General features: G+C 69.4%; 23 protein-coding genes. 18 read left to right on the forward strand and 5 right to left on the reverse strand.

The window, feature by feature from the left end:
- The first annotated feature begins 23 nt into the window (after nt 1-23).
- From ITP53_RS10335 to ITP53_RS10370, 8 genes are all read left to right on the forward strand, one after another.
- Nucleotides 24-974 carry a formylglycine-generating enzyme family protein gene (locus tag ITP53_RS10335; protein ID WP_195895120.1) on the forward strand — a complete coding sequence of 317 codons (951 nt, stop codon included), beginning with the start codon at nt 24-26 and terminating at the stop codon, nt 972-974.
- Between the two features lie 12 nt (nt 975-986).
- Nucleotides 987-2,084, forward strand: a complete 1,098-nt coding sequence (locus tag ITP53_RS10340; RefSeq protein ID WP_195895121.1) for a Gfo/Idh/MocA family protein — start codon at nt 987-989, stop codon at nt 2,082-2,084.
- Complete coding sequence (locus ITP53_RS10345; RefSeq protein WP_195895122.1) at nt 2,081-2,437, forward strand: cupin domain-containing protein; 357 nt, start codon at nt 2,081-2,083, stop codon at nt 2,435-2,437. Before ITP53_RS10340 ends, ITP53_RS10345 begins: the two co-directional genes overlap by 4 nt.
- A gap of 98 nt (nt 2,438-2,535) precedes the next feature.
- Nucleotides 2,536-4,086 carry a sulfatase gene (locus ITP53_RS10350; protein WP_195895123.1) on the forward strand — a complete coding sequence of 517 codons (1,551 nt, stop codon included), beginning with the start codon at nt 2,536-2,538 and terminating at the stop codon, nt 4,084-4,086.
- The gene (locus ITP53_RS10355; protein WP_195895124.1) at nt 4,083-5,408 is read left to right on the forward strand and encodes an ABC transporter substrate-binding protein; all 1,326 of its coding nucleotides are present in this window, start codon (nt 4,083-4,085) and stop codon (nt 5,406-5,408) included. Before ITP53_RS10350 ends, ITP53_RS10355 begins: the two co-directional genes overlap by 4 nt.
- Nucleotides 5,409-5,433: 25 nt before the next feature.
- Complete coding sequence (locus tag ITP53_RS10360; RefSeq protein WP_236050662.1) at nt 5,434-6,369, forward strand: carbohydrate ABC transporter permease; 936 nt, start codon at nt 5,434-5,436, stop codon at nt 6,367-6,369.
- On the forward strand, nt 6,359-7,354 hold the full coding sequence (locus ITP53_RS10365) for a carbohydrate ABC transporter permease (protein ID WP_195895126.1): 996 nt from the start codon (nt 6,359-6,361) through the stop codon (nt 7,352-7,354). Before ITP53_RS10360 ends, ITP53_RS10365 begins: the two co-directional genes overlap by 11 nt.
- 58 nt (nt 7,355-7,412) lie before the next feature.
- Nucleotides 7,413-8,081, forward strand: a complete 669-nt coding sequence (locus ITP53_RS10370; RefSeq protein ID WP_195895127.1) for a YesL family protein — start codon at nt 7,413-7,415, stop codon at nt 8,079-8,081.
- A 7-nt stretch (nt 8,082-8,088) separates the two neighbouring features.
- Here the strand turns inward: ITP53_RS10370 and ITP53_RS10375 are convergent, their stop codons facing one another.
- Complete coding sequence (locus ITP53_RS10375; protein ID WP_207755753.1) at nt 8,089-9,105, reverse strand: phage baseplate protein; 1,017 nt, start codon at nt 9,103-9,105, stop codon at nt 8,089-8,091.
- Nucleotides 9,106-9,403: 298 nt separating this feature from the next.
- On the opposite strand from ITP53_RS10375, the gene ITP53_RS10380 reads away from it, so the two are divergent.
- Nucleotides 9,404-9,730, forward strand: a complete 327-nt coding sequence (locus tag ITP53_RS10380; protein WP_195895128.1) for an NAD(P)-dependent oxidoreductase — start codon at nt 9,404-9,406, stop codon at nt 9,728-9,730.
- Nucleotides 9,731-9,814: 84 nt separating this feature from the next.
- The gene (locus ITP53_RS10385) at nt 9,815-10,696 is read left to right on the forward strand and encodes an RpnC/YadD family protein (protein WP_236050663.1); all 882 of its coding nucleotides are present in this window, start codon (nt 9,815-9,817) and stop codon (nt 10,694-10,696) included.
- 89 nt (nt 10,697-10,785) lie between these two features.
- Here ITP53_RS10385 and ITP53_RS10390 read toward each other — a convergent pair whose 3' ends face one another.
- Entirely contained in the window at nt 10,786-11,229 is a 444-nt protein-coding gene (locus ITP53_RS10390) for a DUF2000 domain-containing protein (protein ID WP_195895129.1), read from the reverse strand.
- 115 nt (nt 11,230-11,344) lie between these two features.
- Between ITP53_RS10390 and ITP53_RS10395 the strand changes: the two genes are divergently transcribed.
- Together ITP53_RS10395 and ITP53_RS10400 are read left to right on the forward strand one after the other, a co-directional pair.
- Nucleotides 11,345-11,839, forward strand: coding sequence for an Lrp/AsnC family transcriptional regulator (locus ITP53_RS10395; protein WP_195895130.1), 495 nt, complete (start codon nt 11,345-11,347; stop codon nt 11,837-11,839).
- 180 nt (nt 11,840-12,019) lie between these two features.
- On the forward strand, nt 12,020-13,243 hold the full coding sequence (locus ITP53_RS10400) for a sensor histidine kinase (protein WP_328814350.1): 1,224 nt from the start codon (nt 12,020-12,022) through the stop codon (nt 13,241-13,243).
- A 114-nt stretch (nt 13,244-13,357) separates the two neighbouring features.
- Here ITP53_RS10400 and ITP53_RS10405 read toward each other — a convergent pair whose 3' ends face one another.
- Nucleotides 13,358-13,501, reverse strand: a complete 144-nt coding sequence (locus ITP53_RS10405) for a hypothetical protein (RefSeq protein WP_195895132.1) — start codon at nt 13,499-13,501, stop codon at nt 13,358-13,360.
- A 259-nt stretch (nt 13,502-13,760) separates the two neighbouring features.
- Here ITP53_RS10405 and ITP53_RS10410 point away from each other — a divergent pair, with 259 nt between their 5' ends.
- The 5 genes from ITP53_RS10410 to ITP53_RS10430 all read left to right on the forward strand — a co-directional run bounded on the left by ITP53_RS10410 (nt 13,761) and on the right by ITP53_RS10430 (nt 18,993).
- Nucleotides 13,761-14,423: a restriction endonuclease gene (locus ITP53_RS10410; protein WP_195895133.1), complete on the forward strand. Its 663-nt coding sequence runs from the start codon at nt 13,761-13,763 to the stop codon at nt 14,421-14,423.
- A 138-nt stretch (nt 14,424-14,561) separates the two neighbouring features.
- A complete protein-coding gene (locus ITP53_RS10415; protein WP_195895134.1) occupies nt 14,562-15,401 on the forward strand; it encodes a vWA domain-containing protein in 840 nt (279 codons plus the stop codon).
- Nucleotides 15,382-16,203 (forward strand): hypothetical protein, encoded by an 822-nt coding sequence (locus ITP53_RS10420; RefSeq protein ID WP_195895135.1) that lies wholly within the window; start codon nt 15,382-15,384, stop codon nt 16,201-16,203. Before ITP53_RS10415 ends, ITP53_RS10420 begins: the two co-directional genes overlap by 20 nt.
- A 3-nt stretch (nt 16,204-16,206) precedes the next feature.
- On the forward strand, nt 16,207-18,327 hold the full coding sequence (locus ITP53_RS10425; protein WP_195895136.1) for a protein kinase family protein: 2,121 nt from the start codon (nt 16,207-16,209) through the stop codon (nt 18,325-18,327).
- Between the two features lie 348 nt (nt 18,328-18,675).
- A complete protein-coding gene (locus ITP53_RS10430) occupies nt 18,676-18,993 on the forward strand; it encodes a hypothetical protein (RefSeq protein ID WP_195895137.1) in 318 nt (105 codons plus the stop codon).
- Nucleotides 18,994-19,109: 116 nt separating this feature from the next.
- On the opposite strand, the gene ITP53_RS10435 is transcribed toward ITP53_RS10430, so the two are convergent.
- Nucleotides 19,110-20,768 (reverse strand): HAL/PAL/TAL family ammonia-lyase, encoded by a 1,659-nt coding sequence (locus tag ITP53_RS10435; protein ID WP_195895138.1) that lies wholly within the window; start codon nt 20,766-20,768, stop codon nt 19,110-19,112.
- Nucleotides 20,769-21,065: 297 nt separating this feature from the next.
- Between ITP53_RS10435 and ITP53_RS10440 the strand changes: the two genes are divergently transcribed.
- The gene (locus tag ITP53_RS10440) at nt 21,066-21,593 is read left to right on the forward strand and encodes a DoxX family membrane protein (RefSeq protein ID WP_195895139.1); all 528 of its coding nucleotides are present in this window, start codon (nt 21,066-21,068) and stop codon (nt 21,591-21,593) included.
- Nucleotides 21,594-21,748: 155 nt separating this feature from the next.
- On the opposite strand, the gene ITP53_RS10445 is transcribed toward ITP53_RS10440, so the two are convergent.
- Nucleotides 21,749-22,456, reverse strand: coding sequence for a DUF2267 domain-containing protein (locus ITP53_RS10445; RefSeq protein WP_195895140.1), 708 nt, complete (start codon nt 22,454-22,456; stop codon nt 21,749-21,751).
- Nucleotides 22,457-22,709: the final 253 nt, after the last annotated feature.

Consider the following 22,709-nt stretch of genomic DNA (forward strand, 5'->3'; position numbering starts at 1 on the left):
GGTGTGCGGGAAGGAGAGCATCGATGACGACCGGCGGTTCCTGCTGCGGACCGAGCGGGTTCGAGCGACAACAGGCGGAGACGGCGCACGCCGACGCGGTGGCCGTCCAGGACCATGCGGTGGCCGTTCCTGACGGCGTCCGTGACTATGACGAGACGGTCGAGCTTCCCGGCGGCACGTTCCTCATGGGCACCGACACGCCGTCGCGGCCGGACGACGGCGAAGGTCCTGCGCGGGAGGTCGGCGTGCGGCCGTTCCGCATCGACGCGTACGCCGTGTCCAACGCACGTTTCGCCCGCTTCGTCGAGGCGACCGGCTACGTGACCGAGACCGAACGGATCGGCTGGTCCTACGTCTTCGCCGGCTTCCTGCCGGCCGCGATCCGCCGCGTCTCGCCCCGGCCCGAGGTGACGCCCTGGTGGTGCGCCGTCACGGGCGCGGACTGGCGGCATCCCGGCGGCCCGGGCACCGGCCTCGACGACCTGTGGGACCACCCGGTCGTGCACGTGTCGTGGAACGACGCGGCGGCGTACTGCGCGTGGGCGGGCGCGCGCCTGCCCACCGAGGCCGAGTGGGAGTACGCCGCCCGCGGCGGCCTCGCCGGCAAGCTCTACCCGTGGGGCGACGAGTTGACGCCGGGCGGTGAGCACATGTGCAACATCTGGCAGGGCCACTTCCCCGTCCGCAACCTGGCCGAGGACGGCTACCGCGGCACCGCCCCCGTGCACGCCTTCCCGCCCAACGGTCACGGCCTGCACAACGCGGTGGGCAACGTGTGGGAGTGGTGCGCCGACCGGTGGAGCGCCCCCTCTCCGCGGAGCGGGCACGACGCGGGGTCCAGGGTCATGCGCGGCGGGTCGTACCTGTGTCATGTGTCGTACTGCGACCGCTACCGCGTGGCCGCGCGCACCGCCAACACCCCCGACAGCTGCGGCGGCAACGTGGGCTTCCGCACCGTGCGCCCGGTCATGTGAGAAAGGGTCAGCGTGCCAGATCGCGTCACCTATCAGTTCGAGTACGAGGAAAGGGTCCGCTGCGCCTTCATCGGCGCGGGGGAGCACTCCTACCGCAACATCTACCCGGCGTTCCAGTACGCCCCGGTCGACCTCGTCGCCGTCTGTGACGTGCGGCCCGAGCGCGCCGCGGCGTACGCGGGGACGTTCGGCGGCGCCACCCCCTACACCGATCACCTGGAGATGCTGGAGCGGGAGAAGCCCGCGGCCGTCTTCATCGTCACCTCCTACGACCAGGAGACCGGGCGGGTGCAGGCCACCGACCTGGCCATGGACTGCCTGCGCGCGGGCGCGCACGTCTGGATGGAGAAACCGGTGGCCGCCTCGGTCGCCGAGGTGCTGGAGCTGCGCCGGGTGTCGGCCGAGACCGGCGGGTTCGTCATGGCGGGGCTGAAGAAGATCTTCATGCCGGCGGTGGAGAAGGTCGCCTCGATCATGGCGAGCGAGGCGTTCGGGCCGGTGTCGTCGATCTCCGTACGCTACCCGCAGGGGTTGCCGCCGCTGGCCGAGCGGCACGACCTGAAGGCCATGCGCTGGTTCCTCGACCACGTGTACCACCCGGCCGCCGTGCTGACGCACCTGATGGGGCCGGTCGAGCGGCTGTCGTACGAGTGGGAGCCGGGCAGCGGGAGCAGCGTGACCGCGCTGCGGTTCGCCTCGGGCGCGATCGGCTCGCTGCACCTGATCTCCGGGGTGGCCAAGACGTCGCCGCTCGAACGGCTGGAGGTGGTCGGCCGGGACGCCAACGTGATCGTGGAGAACGGCGTGCGGCTGACCTACTACCGGCCGGGGGCGCGCAGGGACTACGGCAGGGACGCGTCGTTCGTGGTGGACGACGACGTGGCGCCGCTGGTCTGGGAGCCGGAGTTCTCCCTCGGCCAGCTATCCAACAAGAACCTGTTCTACCTGGGGTACGCGCCGGAGATACGGCACTTCTGCGACAGCGTGCTGTCGGGGCGGGCGCCGGTCAAGGGCACCCTGGACGAGGCACTGGAGATCATGCGCCTGTTCGAGGTGTACCGCGAGACGCCGCCAGGCACCACCGTGACGATCGAGAGGGATGACCGATGAGCGCTTGGGTGACGCGGGCCGGGGACCGCGAGGTCGAGCACACAGGCTGGGGCCGGCTGGAGTGGATGGTCGCGGGCCGGCTGGGCAACTCCACCACGATGACGGTCGGGCGCTGTCACATCGCGCCCGGCAAGGCCAACCCGCGCCACCACCACCCCAACTGCGACGAGGTCCTGCACGTGCTCCAGGGCACGATCGAGCACGTGGCGGGCGACCAGCGGGTCGCGATGGGGCCTGGCGACACGATCAGCATCCCGGCCGGCGTGGTGCACAACGCCACCAACGTGGGCGACGACGAGGCCGTCTTCGTGATCAGCTTCTCCTCCGCTGACCGGCAGACCGTCGGCGAGTAGCGGAACTCACCGATGCCTTGACATCAAGTGAGCGTCACTCTTAAGTTCGTGAGAAATCGATTACCCACTAACCCGGCAAGCGGGCAGGAGCGGCGAACGTGACCAACGTGATCCTCATCCTCAGCGACAGCCTGAACCGGCACCACCTCCCGGCGTACGCCGACTCCCCGATCCCCACGCCGAACATCGACCGGCTGCTCGGCCGGGGCCACCGCTTCGACAACCACTTCGTCGGCAGCCTCCCGTGCATCCCCGCCAGGCGCGAGCTGTTCACCGGGCGGCAGGAGTTCCTGTGGCGGCCGTGGGGCTCGCTTGAGCCGTACGACGACCGCTTTCCCAAGCTGCTGGCCCAGGCCGGCTACACCACGGCCATCACCACCGACCACTACCACTACTGGGAGGAGCCCGGCAACGGCTACCTCCAGTCGTTCCAGTCGGCGGAGCTGATCAGGGGTCACGAGGTCGACTTCTGGAAGCCGCCTGCGTACGCGGACGAGGACGTGCCCCGCTGGGTGCGCAGCACCGAGCGGTGGCGCCCGCGCGGCCCCAGGCAGTACTACGCGAACGTGCGCGACTTCGAGACCGAGGACGACTTCTTCACCGCCAAGGTGATCCAGTCGGCCAGGGACTGGCTCGGCCGCAACACCGACCGGCGCCCCTTCTACCTGCAGGTCGAGCTGTTCGACGTGCACGAGCCCTTCCACGTCCCCGAGCCGTACCGGTCGATGTTCTGGGACGGGCCAGGCGACTGGCAGGACTTCACGCTCTGGCCGCCCTACCAGGATCCGGACCTGGAGGCCGCGTTCATGGCGCAGGTGAGCGAGGCCGAACTGGCCTACATCCGCGCCCAGTACGCGGGCAAGGTCGCGATGCTGGACCACCACCTCGGCAAGCTGTTCGACACCCTCGACGAGCAGGGTCTCTGGGACGACACCGCGGTCATCTTCACCACCGACCACGGCCACGACCTCGGCGAGCGCGGCCACTTCGCCAAGCAGTACCCCCACTACGACAGCCACGCCAACATTCCCATGATCATGTGGCACCCGGACCATCCGGGCACCGGGCAGGGCGTCTCCGGGCTCACCCAGACCGTCGACCTGTTCGCCACGATCCTCGACGCGGCGGGCGTGCCCGTGCCGGAGGCGACCAACAGCCGCAGCGTGCTCCCGCTGCTCCGCGACCCGGGCGCGAGCGTGCGCGACGCGGTGCTCTACGGCAGCTTCGGTCAGGGCGTGTGCTACTCCGACGGCGACTGGACGCTGTTCAAGTCGCCCGAGGCCGACACCCAGCTCTACTACTACTCGGCGTCGCTGTACCGGTCGCTGCACCTCGACGGCGCGGTGCCCCCACAGGGCGCCGGCTACTTCATGCCCGGCGTCGGGCTGCCGCAGTGGCGGGTGCCGGTCGGCATCCGGCCGCGCGAGCGCGCCAGCATGCTGTTCAACCGGTCGGAGGACCCGGGCCAGACGGCCGACCGGTGGGACGACGCCCCGGCGGTGCGGGCCAGGGTCCTCGACTCGCTGCGCGCGGCGATGTCGGCGGAGGGCTGCCCGCCCGAGCAGTACGAACGGCTCGGCCTCGGCACCGCCCCCGACCTGACCACCACCGAGACCCGCCGCGTCATCCCCGTGGGCGGCCGGCCGTGACCGCCACCCTCGTACGCGCCCGGGGCCGTCCGATGTCGCGGCGCGCGCTGCTGGCGGGGACGGCGGGTCTCGCGGCCATCACCGGTTGCCGCGGCCTGACCCGCCGGTCCTCCGCCGCGACCGGCCGCGACATCGACTTCTTCTGGTACGTCGAGGGCAAACGGGCCAAGTACACCCAGGCCATCGCCCGCGCGTACGAGAAGGCGAACCCCGGCACGACGATCAAGGAGCGCTACACCGGCTTCGCGTCCTACTGGGACAAGCTGGCCACCCAGGTCGCCGGCGGCCGGACGCCCGACGTCTTCCAGCTCGACATCACCCGCCTGGCCGAGTACGCCGAGCGCGGCGCCGTACGCCCGCTGACCGGCCTGGTCCCCGACCCGCTCCCGCTGGACCGGCTCGCAGCGGCGGTGCGGCCCTCCTGCGAGTACCGCGGGGAGCTGCACTTCATCCCGACCGGCCTGTCCACCGTGCCCGCCGTGCTCTACAACCGGACGGCGCTGCGCGAGCTCGGCGTGCCCGAACCCGACCGCGAGTGGGGCCAGGAGGAGTTCGAGGGCTTCTGCCGCTCGGTCGGCGAGCGCAGCGGCGGCAAGGTACGCGGCAGTTCGGACTTCGGCGGTGACGTCAACGCCCTGGAGTCCTACCTGCGCTCGCGTGGCACCGGGATCTTCGGCGCCGACGGGTCGCTCACGCTCACCGAGGACCACCTCACCGAATGGTGGGAGATGTGGGACCGGCTGCGGCGGGACGGGCTGTGCACGCCGATGACGGTCACCGCGGAGGGCGGCGGCTTCGAGAACTCGCCGCTGATCAAGAAGAAGAGCGTGATCAGCGGCGCCTACTCGGCCAAGGGCATCGCCGGCTTCGCCGCGCTGACGACCGACGAGCTGGCGTTCGTACCGTTCCCGCGCGAGCGGCGCGGCGGCCGGATCGGCACCATGGTCACGCCCGTCGAGTGGTGGGCCGTCTCCGCCGACGCCCCCGAGGCGAAGGCCCGCGCGGCGGCGGCCTTCTGCGCGTACGCGCTCGGCGACGCGGTCGCCGCCAGGGGCATGGTCGTCGAGCACGGCATCCCGGTGTTCGAGAGCCTCCGCGCGGCCACGAAGGCGAGCGCCGACGAGCTCGTACGCCTCACGATCGAGGAGTACGAGCGCAGCGCTGGCGAGGACCCCGCCCCCAGGCACATCTACCCGGTCGGCGCCGGCGAGCTTTTCGACCAGGTCTTCGGCAAGCAGAACCAGGACGTCGGCTTCGGCCGGGCCACCGTCGCCACCGCCGTCACCAGGTTCTTCGACGAGGCCGACCGCACCCTGCGCTGACCCCCGGAGAGATATGTCAGAGACCATGACCATCCCGGACCGGGCGGCGGGACCTGCGCCCCCGCCCCCCGCCCCGCGCCGCAAACGGCACCGCGACAACGCCGCGGCCTATCTCTTCCTCATCCCGTGGCTGGCCGGATTCGTCCTGTTCCTGCTCGGGCCGATGCTCGTCTCGCTCTACCTGTCCGCGACGGACTTCGATCTGCTCACCGTTCCCGAGTGGATCGGCCTCGACAACTACGCCCGGATGTTCACCGACGATTCCCGGTTCTGGCAGTCGCTCAAGGTCACCACCCTCTACGTGGTGCTCAGCGTGCCGCTTGAGCTGGTGTTCGCGCTGGCCGTCGCGGTGCTGCTCAACCGCGGGCTGCGCGGGATGAGCCTGTACCGGTCGGTGTTCTACCTGCCGTCGCTGTTCGGTGGGAGCGTCGCGGTGGCCGTACTGTGGCGGGAGGTGTTCGGCGGCGAGGGCCTGGTCAACCGGCTGCTCGCGCTGGCCGGCATCCAGGGACCCGCCTGGATCGCCGACCCGTCCACCTCGCTGTACACGCTGGTCGTCCTGCACGTCTGGCAGTTCGGCGCGCCGATGGTCATCTTCCTGGCCGGGCTGCGCCAGATCCCCGCGACCTTCTACGAGGCGGCCGCGCTGGACGGCGCCGGCAAGGTGCGGCGGTTCGTCAGCATCACGCTGCCGCTGCTGAGCCCGGTCATCTTCTTCAACCTGGTGCTGCGGCTGATCAGCTCGTTCCAGGCGTTCACGCCCGCGTTCATCGTCAGCGACGGCACCGGAGGCCCGTCCGACTCGACCCTGTTCTACACGCTGTACCTCTACCAGGAGGGCTTCGAGAACTTCCGCATGGGGTACGCGTCCGCGCTGGCCTGGGTGCTGGTAGTGATCATCGGCGCCGTCACCGCGGTCAACTTCGCCTTCAGCCGCCGTTGGGTTCACTATGAGCACTGACCCGAGTCCTCGCCCGAGCACTGACCCGAGCACTGGCCTGAGCGCTCACCTGAGCGCTCACCTGAGCACTGACCCGAGCACTGGCCTGAGCACTGGCCCGAGCGGTGGCCTGAGCCCTGGCCCGGCCGCTGGCTCGAGCCCTGACCGGGCCGTCCGCACCAGGTCGCGCCGCCTGCTCGCCCACCTCGGCCTGATCGCCGCCGCCTTCGCCCTGCTCTATCCGCTGCTGTGGCTGTTCGCGAGCTCGGCGCGCCCGGATGAGGAGATCTTCAGCAGTGGCGGCCTGTGGCCGCGGACCTGGGACCTGGCCAACTACGCCGAGGGCTGGCGCGGCCTCGGCGTCTCCTTCCGGATCTTCTTCGAGAACTCCTTCGTCATCGCCGCCTTCACCGTGGCCGGCAACCTGTTCTCCTGCACGCTGGCGGCGTACGCGTTCGCCCGGCTGGACTTCGCGCTCAAGAAGACCTGGTTCGCGGTGATGCTGGCCACGATGATGCTGCCGCACCACGTGACGCTGATCCCGCAGTACACCGCGTTCAACCTCACCGGCTTCGTGAACTCGTTCTACCCGCTGTTCCTGCCGCACTTCCTCGCCGTGGACGGCTTCTTCGTCTTCCTGCTCGTGCAGTTCATCCGCGGGATGCCGATCGAGCTGGACGAGGCGGCCCGCGTCGACGGCTGCGGCGCAGGGCGCATCTTCTGGTACGTGATCCTGCCCCAGCTCAAGCCCGCGCTCGTCACGACCACGATCTTCAGCTTCCTGTGGTCGTACAACGACTTCTTCGCCCAGCTCATCTACCTCAACGACACGGACCTGTTCACGGTCCCGCTCGGCCTGCGCATGTTCCTGGACGCGACCGGCGAGTCCTCCTGGGGCCCGCTGTTCGCGATGAGCGTCCTCGCGCTGGTACCCGCGTTCGTGCTGTTCCTGGGCCTGCAGCGGTATATCACCGAGGGCATCGCCACGACGGGCCTCAAGGGATGACGGGCCTCAAGGGAACGGGCCTCAAGGGATGACGGGCCTCAAGGGATAGGGGGACACCATGCCGAACCCACCGCGCCTGACCTGGCCGCCGAACCTGGCGCATCCGACCAGGGCACGGGACCTGGCGCGTCCGAGTTCGGGGTGGGGCCTGCCGCGCTTGATCCGGGTGGTGGTGGTCGCCGTCTACCTGAACCTGCTGTGGCTGGCGGCCTGCCTGCCCCTGGTCACCGCGCCGGCGGCCACCGCGGCCCTGGTCACGTCGGTCCGCGACTGGACGACCCGCGATGCGGAGCCGGGCGCACGCTCCTACCTCACACACGTCTGGGCGCACCGCCGTACGGCGACGGGCGTCGGCCTGATCCTGGCGCTCGCCGCCGCCCTGGCCGCCACCGACCTGCTCGTCATCGGCCTCATGGACGGCGTGCAACGACGTGCCTTCCTGGTCGCCTGGCTGGCCGTCGTGGCCTGCGGATTCGTCGCCGCGGTCTTCGCCCTTCCAGTGGCGGCGCTGGAGCGGGCGGGCGTACGCCATTCACTGCGCACGTCGGCGCGACTCGCTTTCGCCGCGCCCGCGCGGGCCCTGACCATGGCAGGAACCCTGCTCCTGGCCGCCGCGATGGTGTCCGTCACCCGCGCCGCCCTGCTCGTCGTGCCCGTGGCGGTGGCCTTCGCGGCGACCCGCTGCCACGCCGCCGCGACCGGCGCCCTCCCGCACCCCACCCGGTAGGCGGCGGTCAGACGAACTGGCTCATGTAGAAAACGCCGGCCTGGCGCACGCCGCCGGTGTTCGAGTGGAATCCGAAGGCCAGGCGCGGACCGCTTGAATGCATCCAGATGGCCATGCCCTGGGGTTCTCGACCCGACAGCGATTCGCCGGCCTTGGTCTCCCACCTGTCGATCACAGTGGACTGCCCGGTGTCGTTGAGGTCGATGACGGTGATGTACGACGGACCGTTGGCCTTGCCTTCCAGTAGATAGGCGTAGCGGCCGTAGGCAGTGAAGCCCTGGAACGGGTTGCTCGAACCCCAGGCCCCGCGGGATGGCAGGGCCCGCTCGGCCAGGCGGTGCTCACTGGCCAGCCGGCCCGCACGGGCATCGTTGCCGTTGAAGGCGACAATACGCGGCAGATCAGTGCCGGTCTTGTAGCGCACCAGCAGCCGGTCCGTCGACGGGTCGATCGCCGGCTGAGGATTGATCATGGTGCCACCGATGGAGGGGGTACGGTCCTGGATCGCGCCGCTGTTCTTCTCCAGGACGGCGCCGTCGACGAACCTGAACCGCCCGATCCTGGTGCCGAAGCCGCTGGCGCTCGACTGCCACTCCGTCCACAGATACACGGATCCGTCGTAGGGTTCGGCCGCGATCGACACCCCGTGCCCGAAGTTGTGTAGGGCCATGGAGCCCAGCTCTCTTCCTGACGTGTCGGTCTTGGTGATCCAGAGGTCGCCGACGTGGTCGGGGTCCGAGTTCTGGGAGTTGACCTGCGCGAAGTAGATGTGCTGGTGCACGTTGTCGTACGCGAAGGACTGCATCACCCAGTTGGCGTGCAGTGACTGCTTCCAGACCGGATTGCCTCCCGCACCGGCCAGGTCGAAACGGGGCGAATCCGGCACGTCCGCCTCCGCCGGCCCGGCGCCGAGGACGAGACCGGCGGATCCGAGCGCGGCCGCGGCCGTGATCCCCCCACCGGTTGTGAACAGCCTCCGCCGACTGAGGGAAGGGCGCTTCCCACCGGAGGGGATATCACGCATGGGCTGTCTCCTTTGAGGGTCAGCGCACATCACGATGATCATTATGACCGGAATATGCGCATAAGTCATCAAGCACACAGTCATCAAGCACCCCTTGCGCCGCGTCCGCGCCGGATGCCGACCGTCACATCAAGAAGAGGCGATCTCGGAAGGCGCCACGCTCGTCGCGCTTCGTCTCGGCGACCTTCTCCACTTGATGCCATTCCAGGCCGTTGATCCTGGCGAGCGCGAGCAGGAGGTTAGTAATCGCTCACTAACCTCGCTGGTTAGCGAGCGTTTACTAACATGGGGAGTGTAGATGGAGTCGACCGTCTTCGGTGCGACCGGCGGCACCGGGCAGCGCCTCGTGGATCAGGCTCTCGCCGCGGGCCACCACGTCACCGCGGTCGTACGCGACGTGGGCCGGTTGCCTCGGGCGGGTCACCCACGGCTCGAACCGGTGGTCGCCGATGCGATGGACGCCGAGGCCATCGTCGCCAATGTGACCGGCCGAGACGCCGTGGTGTCGGCCCTGGGGCCTCGCCCTGGAGTTGGCGGGCCGATATGCGCCGATGGCGCCCACGCCATCCTCGCCGCGCTGGCGAACCCGGCCGCCGTCGGCCACAGCATCTCACTGGGGTACTGAGTTCCAGCGTATTCAGTCACTATGAGTGCTCGTTGTGTGACAATGAGCGCCATGCCATCCCCCCGACACGATGCCCTCGTTCAGATGATCAGCGACCGCCCCCAGCTGGCGGTGGAGATCCTGCGTGACCTCATGGGGGTGGACCTGCCCGCCACGTCGCTGGTCCGGCTGGAGGACAAGACCTTCAACACCCGCACCTCCGATGACTTCGACGCCGACCTCGTCGTGGTCCTGGGACCGCCGCAATCGCCCGCCCACGCCATCATCGTGGAAGTCCAGAACGACAAGTCCAAACCGCCCCGGCAACTCGCCCGCTACGCCGCCGCCGTGTGGCTGATGCTGGGCTGCGACGTCACGGTCCTGGTCATCTGCCCCACCCGGAGCGCCGCCACCTACTACGCCCAGCCGATCGACTCGGGGCTGAGCGGCTACCGCCCGCAGGCCTGCGTACTGGGACCGGACGACATCCCGGCCATCACCGACCCCCAGGAAGCCGCCGCCCACCTGGAACTGTCGGCCATGTCCCTCATGATCCACGGCCGCGACCGCAAGGTCGTCGAGGCCTTCGCCACGGCACTGGCCGACACCCGCGACGAACACGCTCCGAAGTACACTGAATACGCCTACAGCATGGCCACCCCGGAAATCCGGCGCCTCATGGAGGAGATCATGACGTCCACCCACTGGCCGGTCTACACCCCCTGGGCCCGCGAACACTTCGGCCGCGGCCTCAAAGAAGGCGAAGCGAAAGGCAAGGCGGAAGGCAAAGCCGAAGGTGAGGCGAACGAGGCAGCCAGGTCGGTGCTACTCGTGCTGGCCGCCCGCGGCCTGGACGTCCCGGACGACGCGCGCGCCCGGATCACCGCCTGCACCGACCTCGCCCAACTCGAAGCCTGGCTCACCCTGGCGGTCACCGCCCAGACCCTCGACGAACTGTTCAACGAAACCGCCGAACAACACCGATAGTGCGACACGCCGAAGACGGGCCACGCGCGGAACAGGAGGCGTGGATGCGGCGCAGTTCGGCTGAGGGGGCGCGCCTACCGTGCTGATCGCTAGCGCAGCAGGGGAAGACGTCCAGTGAGGCGCTGTACGATCGCGCGCGGTCCGAACAGGCTGACCGCGTGGTACGAAGGCTCCTCAGTACGCGCCAGCTCGGCCAGGTAGTCGTCGTAGACGCCGGCCCGCTGCGCGATGTCCGCCATGTCGGAGACCACCAGCTCCGGCTCGGCGGTCGCGTCGTTCCTGATCCGCCTGACGATCGCCGTCGGTGCGGCCAGCACCGTACACCCCGTCCACGGCAATCCGGCGTGCGTGAGGCCGGAGGCGTCGACGCCGCCCGTGCCGACGATCGCCGGCACGGCGACCCCGACGGAGGCGGCCAGGCAGGCGGCGGCGTTGGCCTGGAGCCCGCGGGGCAGGTCGCGGTCCATCACGATGACCCATTTGACGGCGTGCTCCTTGGTCGGCTGATCGCTGCGCCGATCGAGAACCTTCATCTAGTACTTCTCCTCTCCGAAGTTCTCCCAAGAGAGTCGCTGAGATCCCGTCATTCCACCAGTCGGAGATACGAAATTCCGAAGGAAGTTCGGAAAGTCGTGGGATGATACGCGTGTGGACGAACTTGATACGGCGATCATCGCCGAGCTCCAGCGCGATGGCCGCCAGACCAACCGCGAGCTGGCCGAGCGCCTGGGCATCGCCCCCTCGACCTGCCTCGAACGCGTGCGCTCTCTGCGCGCCGACGGGGTCATCGAGGGCTTCCACGCGGAGGTCAACCTCGACACGATCGGCCGGCCGGTCCAGGCGCTCATCAACGTGCGCCTGCACCCCAAGATCCGCGAGGCCGTGGAGGGCTTCCGCGACTACGTCGCCAAGCTCCCCGAGACGCTGGCCGTCTTCGTCGTGTCGGGGGGCGACGACTTCATCGTTCAGGTGGGCGTGCGGGACGCGGCCCACCTGCGCGACTTCGTGCTCGACCACGTCGCCCGCCACCGCAACATCGCCGACGTCCGCACGTCGCTGGTCTACGACCACATTCGCAAGACCTCGGTCGAGGTGCTGCCACCCGAACGCCCCTCGCGCCGCCGTACCGGCCGCAAAAAGTGAGCCCCGGCGGCGCGGACGACCAATCTGACCGTGGCCCTGACAGGGAGACAGGCCGGGTATAGCCTGCTGTCGCTTTGATGGTGATCTATGACGGCCTGGGCGTCCGGGCGTCTGGTTGAGGGGGTACGTGTGCCGGCCTCTCGTGTCAGGGCCCGTCGGCGGCCTGCCGTCGGGTGGAACGTGGGCGCGCGTGCCCGCGCCGCCCTTGATGGGCTCGAGCATCTCGTGGGCGGGCTCGGCACGGGGATTCTGGCGGGGGTCGCGCTGGTGGCGTTGGTCGTATCCGCGCTGGCCTGCGTGGTGGGCGTGGGGTTCTTACTGCTGCCGGCTGCGTTGCGCGGGGTGCGGGCGGTCGCGAACCGCGAGCGTGGCCGGCTTTCGCGGTGGGGCCCGGAGATCATCCACCCGGAGCCGCTGCCGGCGAGGCTCCGGGACGCGCTGGCCGATCGGACAGCGCGTCGTGAGCTGGGCTGGGTGGCGATTCACGCCACGTACGGGACAATGCTCGGCCTGCTGATGATCTCGCTGCCCGTCGACGCGGTGCAGGATGCCACGTTCGCGTTGTGGTGGTGGGTGTTGCCGCCGGAGGAGGCCGCGACCGGGGCCACTATGGGGCTCTGGATCGTCCGGGACACCGCTAGCGCTCTGGGCGTCGCCCTGCTGGCGCCGGTGTGGATCGTGCTCACCGTGACCCTCGCACCTGGTATGGCGCGACTGCAGGCCTGGCCTGGGCGGCGGCTCTTGGCTCCTGTCTCCGACACCGATCTGACGTTGCGGGTGGCGCAGTTGACCGCGACTCGTGCCGCCGCGCTGGACGCGCACGCCTCGGAGCTGCGGCGGATCGAACGGTCGTTGCACGACGGGACGCAGAATCGGCTGGTGGCGGTCAACGTGCTGGTGGGCGCGGCGCTTCGTGCGCTGGCACGCGACCCGTCCACCGCCAGGGAGCCTCTCGAACGCGCCCAGGGCGCCGCCGAGCAGGCGCTGAGCGAGCTTCGGGGCGTCGTACGAAGCATCCTGCCGCCCGTGCTGAGCGACCGGAGTCTTGCCGACGCGCTCACCGGTTTGGCCGCGGCGTGCCCGCTGCCGTGCCGGATCGACGCCGACATCGCGACCAGGGCCGCCATGTCCGTCGAGGCCACCGCCTACTTCGTGGTGGCCGAGGCGCTGACCAACATCACCAGGCACAGTCATGCCGGGCACGCCGCTGTCACGGTTCGCCGCCACCACGACCGGCTCGACATCCAGGTCACCGACGACGGCCGGGGCGGGGCGGACGAGCGCAGCGGCTCCGGCATCGCCGGCATCCGCCGCCGGGTCGAAGCGCACGACGGAATGTTCTCGCTGCACAGCCCTCCAGGTGGGCCGACCATGCTCAGCGTGAGCCTGCCCTGCGGAGTTTGAGGCTCACATGCCGGTCCCAGCGTGGCCGCTCTGCCCACGACGGAGCCCGCCCCGAACCGGGTCAACGCCGCCCTCTGCGCCAAGACCGAGCGACGCGTGCGGGATGCCAGGGCCTCACGCGGTCCCGGCATCGGCGGTGATGCGCGTGCCGATGTCCTCGCCCTGGCGGATCGCCCTCATGACACCCCTGGCCGCTACGTCGAAGACGTGCATGACGAGGCCGTGCTCGTTGGCGAGCACGAACGCGCTCTCGTCCATGACCCGCACGCCTGCCGTCAGGGCCTCCCTGTAAGGATCTCGTCCGCCAGTTGACCCAGGCTGCCGGGATCCGTGACCCAACCGGCACCGCCCGCGAGGGCTTCGCCGCTGAGCTTGACCACGACGCGCGCGTAACGACGCACATCCGCTCCCTTCGCGGCCGCGCGGTCGGCGACCTGATCAAGGATATGACCGGGTACCGGTTTTGTCGGTCCAGCGGCGCACACTCGCTTGTGACACCATCCATCGAGGAGGCACCATGGCGAGGGGCTCCAGGCGAGTACGCGGTAAGCGGAGATCACGGAAACGTCAGGAGGTCTGGGGCTGGGGAGCCGCAGGGGCCGTCGTCGTGGCCGTCGTCGTGGTCCGGTTCGTGGGCGACCATCCAGGGTGGGCCATGGGGATGGCCTGCTTACTCGTCGTGATGGTCGCGGGCGGTCTCGTTCTCCGGCACCGCGTGATCCAGGCGGCGAGACAGCGGTTCCTGGCCGCCAACGCCGAACTGGAGAAGGTGGACCAGATGTCCGGCACCGAGTTCGAGCACCTCGTCGCCGAGCGGATGATCGCCGATGGGTTCCGTCAGGTCCGCGAGCGTGGCGGCAGTGGTGACGGCGGAGTGGACATCACGGCCGTCGCCGCGGGACATGGCCGGTACGCCGTCCATTGCAAGCGCTACAGCAAGCCGGTCGGCGCCCCCGACGTACGCAACTTCCTGGGCGCGCTGGCCAACGCCTTCGCCGGGCACACCGGGATCCTGGTCACCTCCAGCCGACTCACCAAACAGGCCAGGCTCGAGGCTTTGGGTGCGCGGGAGCCACTGATCCTGGTCGAACGGGATCGACTGGCGGACTGGCTGCTGGGCTCGGCATCGCTGCTCCCGGCCCGCTCGGCCCGGATGCTGACCGAGGAGGAGGCCACGTGATTCGATCGCAACCTCCGAGATCTCCCGCACACCAGGTAGATCACGCCACTTGGGTCTACCCTGCCCATAGATCGTTCCAATCTTCCCCAGTACGACCGGCCGATGCGGACCGCTTCGCATGCGCGAAAGGACAGGCCTATGCCCTACACGGCTGAGATCAGCCGATCGAATCCCACCTGTTTCGTCTTCCTGGTCGATCAGTCCGCTTCGATGAGCGACGCCATCGGCGGCGAGATTCCGACGAGCAAGGCATCGGTGGTGTCCGACGCCATCAACCGGCTGCTCACCGAGCTCTCGGTGAAGTGCGCCAAGGAGGAAGGCGTTCGCGACTATTTCCACGTCGCCGTGGTCGGATACGGCCACACCAGCGTGGGCTCCGCATTCGGCGGCTCCCTCGCGGGCCGTGACCTCGTCCCGCTCAGCCAGATCGCGGACAACCCCGCGCGCCTCGAGGAACGCGTCAAGAAGGTTCCCGACGGGGCCGGCGGGCTGGTGGAGAGCACCGTGCGGTTCCCGGTGTGGATGGACCCGGTGTCGAACGGCGGCACGCCGATGCGGCAGGCCCTTGAGCACGTGCACCGCCTTGTCGACAGGTGGCTCGGCGAACACCCCGCCTGCTTCCCGCCGATCGTGCTCAACCTGACGGACGGTGAGGCAAACGACGGCGATCCGACGGTTCCCGCCGCCGGCATCCGTTCCCTGGCGAGCGCGGACGGCGCCGTGCTGCTGTTCAATCTGCACGTGTCCGACGCCGGAGGTTCCCCGGTCACCTTCCCCGACACCGACGCGGACCTGCCCGACACTTATGCGCGCACGCTGTTCGGCATGTCCAGCCTGCTGCCTCCGCACATGCGCTCGTACGCGGCGCAGGAGGGATTCACCGTCAGCGACGGCACTCGCGGCTTCGTCTACAACGCTGACATCACATCGGTGGTGCAGTTCCTCGACATCGGCACCCGTGCGACAGACCTGCGGTAGCCGGATACCGGGCAGCGTCGCCTCCCACCGCACGCACAAGGGTGGCGGCCACGCGGAGGAGTACGAGGACGCGTACCGCATCTGCCCTCCTGTCCTGGATGACCAGATCGACGTCGCGTCGCTCAGGATCGCCCTGTCCGACGGTGCGTCCGAGAGCGCGCTCGCGGGCCTCTGGGCGCGGTCGCTGGTAGATCATTTCGCCGGCGTCACCCCCGAGGCCCTGGTGTCCGCGGAAAGGTTCGGGCGCGAGGCGGTGGCGGCGTCGGCGTCGTGGCCGGCGACGCTGAGTGACTACGTCGCCGGTCGAGAGGCCGACGGTCGCCCCATCCAGTGGTACGAGCAGCCCAAGCTGGATCGTGGCGCGTACGCCACCCTGCTGGCTCTGGGTTTTCGCGTGTCCATGGCGAACGAGGGTCAGTGGTTCGCCGCCGCGATCGGGGACTGCTGCCTGTTCCAGGTTCGCGACGACAGCCTCATCACGACGTTCCCGCTGGCTGAAAGCGCGGATTTCGGTACGAGCCCGGACCTGCTGAACAGCCGGAATCAGGATTCCGGCCGCATCGTGGAACGTGTCGCCATGGGTGCGGGAAGCATCCGGCAGCAGGACGACATTTACCTGTGCACCGACGCCGTGGCCGCCTGGTTCCTGCGCGAGGCAGAGCACGGCGGCCGCCCCTGGGAGATTCTGCGGGACCTCGGAACCGCGGACGGGCCGGACTTCGCGGAGTTCGTCGGAGAGGAAAGGTTGAGCGGGCGCATGCGTAACGACGATGCCACACTGATTCACGTGTCGGTGTGGTGATTCATGGCGGCCAGGCGTTTCCCCAGCGGCAGTGATTATGTCGAGGCGTTGCAGAATCCCGGCCTTTGCTTCACGGACACGGAGCTACGGTCGGCGACCCTGCAATCCGACAGGCTCGGGCGGCCCAAGCCCATCTCCGGCAACTTCGCCAGCGTCTTCTCCGCCCAGACGACAGCCGGCAGGCGGTACGCCATCAAATGCTTCACACGGGAGGTATCGGACCAGGAGAAGCGCTATCGAGCGGTGAGCGACCATCTCGGGCGGCTCCCGAACCGGTGGAAGATGGGTTTCGACCACCAGCCCGCCGGCATCATGGTGGCCGGTCGGCGATTTCCCATCCTCCGCATGGAATGGGTCGAGGCGGTCAGCCTGATCCGCTGGATCGAAGACCACCTCGGTGACCAGACCGCACTGCTCGGCCTGGCAGGACGCTTCGCCGAGCTGGCCGCCGACCTGCACGCGGCCGGGATCGCCCACGGCGATCTCCAGCACGGAAACCTGCTCGTGGCGGCCGACGGCACGTTGCGGCTCGTCGACTACGACGGCATGTACGTCCCCGCGCTCAACGGGCTTGCCGCGACGGAACGAGGTCATCGCCACTATCAGTCCCCCAACCGCACGGGCGCGGAGTTCGGCCCGGAACTGGACCGGTTCTCCGTCTGGCTGATCTATCTGTCGCTGACCACGGTCGCGCTCGATCCCACGCTGTGGCAGGTCCTGCATGAGCGTGGCGGTGAGCACCTGTTGCTGATGGACGAGGACTTCGCGGGCACGAAGGCCTCGACCCGGATGGCGGCTCTGGTCGGGCACCAGGTGGATGACATCAAGCGTCTGGCCACCTTCGTCGCGGACCTCGCGTCCCGGCCGCTGTCCGTACTCCCGCCCCTGACTCCTCTACCGCCCCTGACTCCGCCGCGGACCGTGACCGTTTCGCCGGCCGCCACCATGAAAACCGCCACCCAGGCTCCCATAGGGCTCCCGACCTGGATGAGCGGGCACATCTCCGCGCCTCCGCCGCCCTCTCTCGTGACCTTCCAGAACCACCGAGGCGCTCTGATCATCGCCCGGCTGACATTTCTCGGGCTCTGCGTCGCCGTGGCACTCGTCGTGTGGCTGGCCGGCTTTCCGTGGGCCGTCGCGCTCCTGGGCCCGCCGCTGGGCTTCGCCGCCATGGGTGCCGTCTACGCCTCGCGTCCCGAGCCGAGGGCACGCAAGCCCATCACCTCCCGGCTGGACCGAGCGCGCCGGAAGGCCAGGAAGGCGCTCAGAGCGGCGGCCGGTGCCGAGAAGGAACGTGACAAGCGTCAGGCGGACAACGTCAAGAGGGCGGACGCGCGTACGACGGAACTGCGGGATCTTCATGAGGGGCGGCGGCGAGAGCTCGGGACGTTCGACCGGGAGACGACGCAGCAGCTCAATCCATTCGACCACCAGTTGCAGGCACTGGCCGCGAGGAAGTCGGAGGAGCTCCGCCGCGCCCTCGAGGACCTCCAGGGACAGCAGGTGGGCGCATACCTGAGGCGCATCAAGCTGCGTGCGGGCTCCATCTCCGGCATCGGCGAGACCACCGTGGCCAGGCTGGCGGTGTGCGGCATCTCGACCCCGGCCGACTTCGTCGACATCCGTTACGTCGGTACCGGCTACCAGAGCTCGGAAGTTCACCTGATCCTGGCGAACGGCCATTCGGTACACGTGCCAGGAGTCGGAGAATCGCGCGCGGCATCGCTGCTCGAGTGGCGCGAGGCGCACCTGAACGGCGCCAGGGGCCAGCCGTTCGTCCCGAGGGCGCTTCCCGACATCCAGCGCAGCGCCATCGAAGCGCGCTACGCCGCTGAGGTGACCGCGGTCAAGGACCAGCGCGGGCGCATCGAACGGGACCGCGCCAAGGTCCGCACCGATCTCGCTCGCCGGCAGGCGGAAGCCGTACGACAGATGACCGATCGGCACGCCGCCGCGGTACAGGGGGCGGCGCGGGTCCTGCAAGACGCCAACCAGCGGCTGTCGGCGGCCCGCGCCGACCACCATGCGCTGGCCCAGGAAGAACAGGCGGTCGCCCGCGTGCTTGCCGCCTACCGTCAGATCTCCTACACCCGGTTTCTGCGCGGCGTCCTGACCGGCCGATGAACCGTGCCCCTCAGGTGCCGGTCTTCTTCCACCAAGCCGGGCGCTTCACAGGACGGAGACCGCAGGTGGGTCGAGGCGGTTGGCCCAGGTGCGTCCATTCAGGGGTGCGGTTCGTGCTGTGTGTGAGGGTTGCCCGCATTCTCGGAGAGGGCTGTGGATCGTTACAGCCGCCACGCCATCAAGCTGGCCGAGGCGCGTTGTCGGTCGCCGCCGTAGAGAGACGTACGGCGTGGTTGAGATCGTGGCTGTTGCTCCTACCTTGCTCGGACCAGGCGCGATGGCCTGGGCGGAAGGGGCCGGGGAGGACCGTTCCAGCAGCCACTCTCAGAGGGGAAACGGATCACCACCATGCTCGTAACTCTCAGGACCACTCTCATGGCCGGCCTCGGCCTCGCCGTCGGCCTCACTGCCCTCCAGGGCACCGCGGCGGCGTCCATATCAGCGATCCCGGCGGGCAACGCTCCGACCTGCGTCACCGTCTGGCAGGAGACGGGCCTCGTGACCAAGACCGGCTATGCCAGAAACGACTGCAGCTACACCATGGACCTGAAGATCGTCTGGGCACATGGAGTGGACGGGAGCTGCCAGACCGCGCGGCCCGGCGCGACGGTCAGCAGCAAGGTTCCGCGCGGCCCCAGGAACTTCGACGGTGCGAGTCGATGCTGACCTGACCAGGTCGGACACGAACAGGCCCCCGCCCTCCCCAGCACCCACAAGGACGGGGGCCGTTCTGTGTCTGCGCACGGGTAGGGGCCGCCGTCGGTGGCCGGGGGCGTTCGGTGTCAGCCCGCGACCGACGGCCTCAGGTGCCGGTTGCGTATCAGCCAGATCGCCCGCTCCAGGTCAGGGGTCAGATAGCGGTCCTCGCCCAGAGGGGCGACGTACCGCCTGATCTCCGCATGAAGGTCTCGCGTGACGGCGCCGAGCGGCAGGCCGGACATCTTCGGCGCGATGAGGTCGATGCCCTGGGCCGCCATCAGGTACTGGACCGCCAGGACGGTCTCCAGCCGGTCGAGGTTCTCGTTCAGGTGCCGGACCGAGGCCATCGCCATCGTGTTGTGGTCCTCCTGCCCGTCCTTGACCGGCCGGGACAACGTTCCCGCAGGCGTGGCCCTGACCTGCATCTCCGGTATCAGCGCCGCGGCCACCGTCTGCACCTGCACCATTCCGGAGTTCAGCCCGACGGTCCCGCCGGCGAGGTTGGCCGGCAGGCCGTAGCTCCACCTGGGCGACAGCAGCCGCCCCGACAGCTCCTGCGACAGCACGCCGACGTCGGTGATCTCCGCGTTCAGGGTGTCGGCGAGATGTCCCATGACGGAGCCGTCCCAGTTGCCGCCCATCACGAACTCGAACCCCGGCCCCTGGTCACGCCTGAAGATCAGCGGGTTGGAGGTGGAGGAGTTGGCCTCACGTACCAGGATCCGGCGGGCGTCGGCGAGGACGTGCCGCAGGCCGGCCATGATGTGCGGTGCCGCCCGTACCGACACCGCGTCCTGGATCCGCGGCTCGTAGTTCGCCGGGTCGAGGAGCCCGCGCCCCTCCTCCGTCATCCAGCCCGAGCCCGCCACCATCGCGCGCAGTCGCGCGGCGATCGCGTTCTCCTCGGGGATGTGACGTTCTTTGTGGGTACGCGCGTCCAGCGACCCCCGCTCGGCCCTGGTCGCCTCCATGAACAGCGCGAACGCCCCCTCCGCCTGGTCGGCCAGTACGGTGGCCCGGCGTACGGCGTCCAGCAGCATGGCGGCCACCACGGTGCTGCCGCTGATGATCGGCAGCGCCTCCCCGGCCTGGAGGACGAAGTCCCTGGGCAGCCCGGCCTTCGGCAGCAGCTCGGAAGCGGGCCCCTCCTCACCCCGGTAGCGCACCGGCGCGTTCTCGCCGAGTGCCGCGAGCCCCGCAGCCGCCTGCGGTTGCAGGTCGCCGGTGCCCAGTGAGCCGATCTGCGGCATGCGCGGCAGGACTCCCGCGTTGACCATGGCCAGCAGTCGCTGGGGCACCTCGGGCCGCACGCCGACGGTTCCCCTGGCCATCTGGTTCGCCTTGAGGATCAGGGCCAGCCTGACCACGTCGCCGGGCAGCGGTTCCCCGACGCCCGCGGCGTGGGAGCGCAGGACGTTGCGCTGGAACTGCTCCGCCTGATCGGGCGACAGCGGACGGTCCTTCAACGGCCCGAGCGCCTGGTTCCAGCCGTACACCCGCTGGTTTTCCAGGGCCGCCAGCGCTCCAGCCCGCGTCCTGTTCATGTTCGCCGGTACGTCCGCCGCGAGCCGGGCGGAGACGGGACGGCCCGCGAGGATCGCGAAGGCGTCAAGGAAGGAGAGCGAACCGCCGTCCAGCACCAGGTCCAGCACCGGCTGTGCAGGCGCGGCCGCCACAGGGGGATCGGCCGCCGCCTGCCCCGGTACGCACAGGGCGGCGACCAGGCCCACGCAAACGGCCATGCGTGCTGTTCTGCTGATCAACTCGGCCCCCGGCTCTCACGGCGAAGATCAATTCCGCTCTGTTATAGCCAGGGGACAAAGGCGTGCCAAAGGTGGCGCAACACCGCCCGGACGAGTGTTGACCCGGTCTCGACCGGCCGCTTACCTCCCGGGCGGACACCAGGCGAACGTCCCGCACCACCGCGAAGTGACCAAGGTCCCGCGCATGACAGGCCCTCCGGCACTGCGAACGGCGCGTGAAATCCGATGTTCTTGAGTCAGCGAACGAATGGCTCACATCCCCCAGGAGGGAACATCATGGCCACCGCCTATGCCAACACCGCCATGCACGACACCACCACGACCGCCCACCGCCGCCCGGTCGACTACGTCTGGGCCGTCGCCAGGATCGCGCTCGGGTGGACCTTCCTGTGGGCGTTCCTGGACAAGATGTTCGGCTGGGGGTTCGCGACCGCGGCGGACAAGGCATGGATCTCGGGTGGGAGCCCGACGACCGGGTTCCTGAAGGGCACGGGGGAGAACGCGCTCGGCGGCGTCTTCGGCGCGCTGTCCGGTCAGGTGTGGGTGGACTGGCTGTTCATGGCCGGCCTGCTGGGCATCGGCGCCGCGCTCGTCCTCGGGGTCGGCACCCGGATCGCGGCCGTGACCGGCGGCCTGCTCATGCTCATGATGTGGGCGGCTCAGCTGCCGCTGGACAGCAACCCGTTCATGGACGACCACATCATCTACGCCATCGTGCTGGCCGGCCTGGCCCTCTCCGGCGCCGGTACGACGCTCGGCCTGGGCAACCTGCCGATCGTCCGGCGCAACGCCTGGCTCAGGTAGTGAGTGCACGCAAGCGACGCCCACCGCCGGAACAGGCGGTGGGCGTCGAGCGCGTTACCCGGCGTGCCTGCCGAGGGTCGGTCACGCCCCCCGAACCTGGCGTGCCTGCCGAGGATCGCGACCTCCCGATCCCGGCACTGCCTGCCGAGGATCGGCTACGACCTTCCGATCCCGGCGCCGACGTCGAGGATCAGCGCGTCGACGCGCCTGGCCAGATCGAGGTCGAGCGCGGTGACGGCCCCGGCCGCGACCGTCTGGAGTACGACCTCCAGCCCGTCGCTGGTGCGGCGGACGTGCGGCTTCCTGCCGTAGGTCCGCTGGAGGTGGTCGAGTTGCGTGGCCAGTGAGTCGAGGTTCTCGGGAGGCAGCGAGACGACTCGACGCAACGCCGTACGATCGCCCGTCCACTGCGGCAACCGCGCCACCGCCGCGCGGAACTCGTCCTCCGTGAGGGGCGCGCTGTGCCCGGCAGGCCCGGTGACGCCTCCTCCGCTCTCCGGGGGTGTGAAGATCTGCCGCAGGTGGTCGGGAAGGTTCAGTTCGGCCACGAGCTCGGGATCCTGCTCGGCCAGCGCGGACAGTACGGCCTGCGCACGCAGCCGAGCCTGCTCAGGAGGGCGCCGCGCCAGCCGCGACACCTCGCCGACGAAGCCCGCCGCGCTTTGGTCCCGGAGCGTGTAGATCGTGGAGAAGGTTTCCGTGAGCCTCCCCGGCAGGGCGTCGAGCAGCCGGCTCCGGGCCGAGCCGTCCAAGGTGCGCACCAGAGCGGTCAGGGTGGCCTCGGCGGCTTTCCTGGCCGACACCGAATCCAGATCGGTCATTCTGGTGATGGACGACAGCAGCTCGCGGTATCGAACAGTCATGGTCTCTCCCGGGACTCTGGAGTACCTCCCGGTTTCCGCTGCCCACGGCGTGCCGGCCGACACGTGGGTACGGCCCCCCACTCCAACGGTCGTTCCGGAGACGGAAGCTCGGTTGTCCGATGTTATAGTGGTCCGCGTTGGAAGCACGCGGTTCGCGAGACTGATTGAGGGAGGTGAGGATTAATGACTGTCGTGGCGATGGCTGCCGTTCGCAGCGCCCGGTCCATCCTCACGTCCCGGGCTCTCGGCTGAT

Origin of the sequence: Nonomuraea cypriaca, from assembly GCF_015645445.1 — a bacterium.
GTDB classification, from domain to species: domain Bacteria; phylum Actinomycetota; class Actinomycetes; order Streptosporangiales; family Streptosporangiaceae; genus Nonomuraea; species Nonomuraea cypriaca.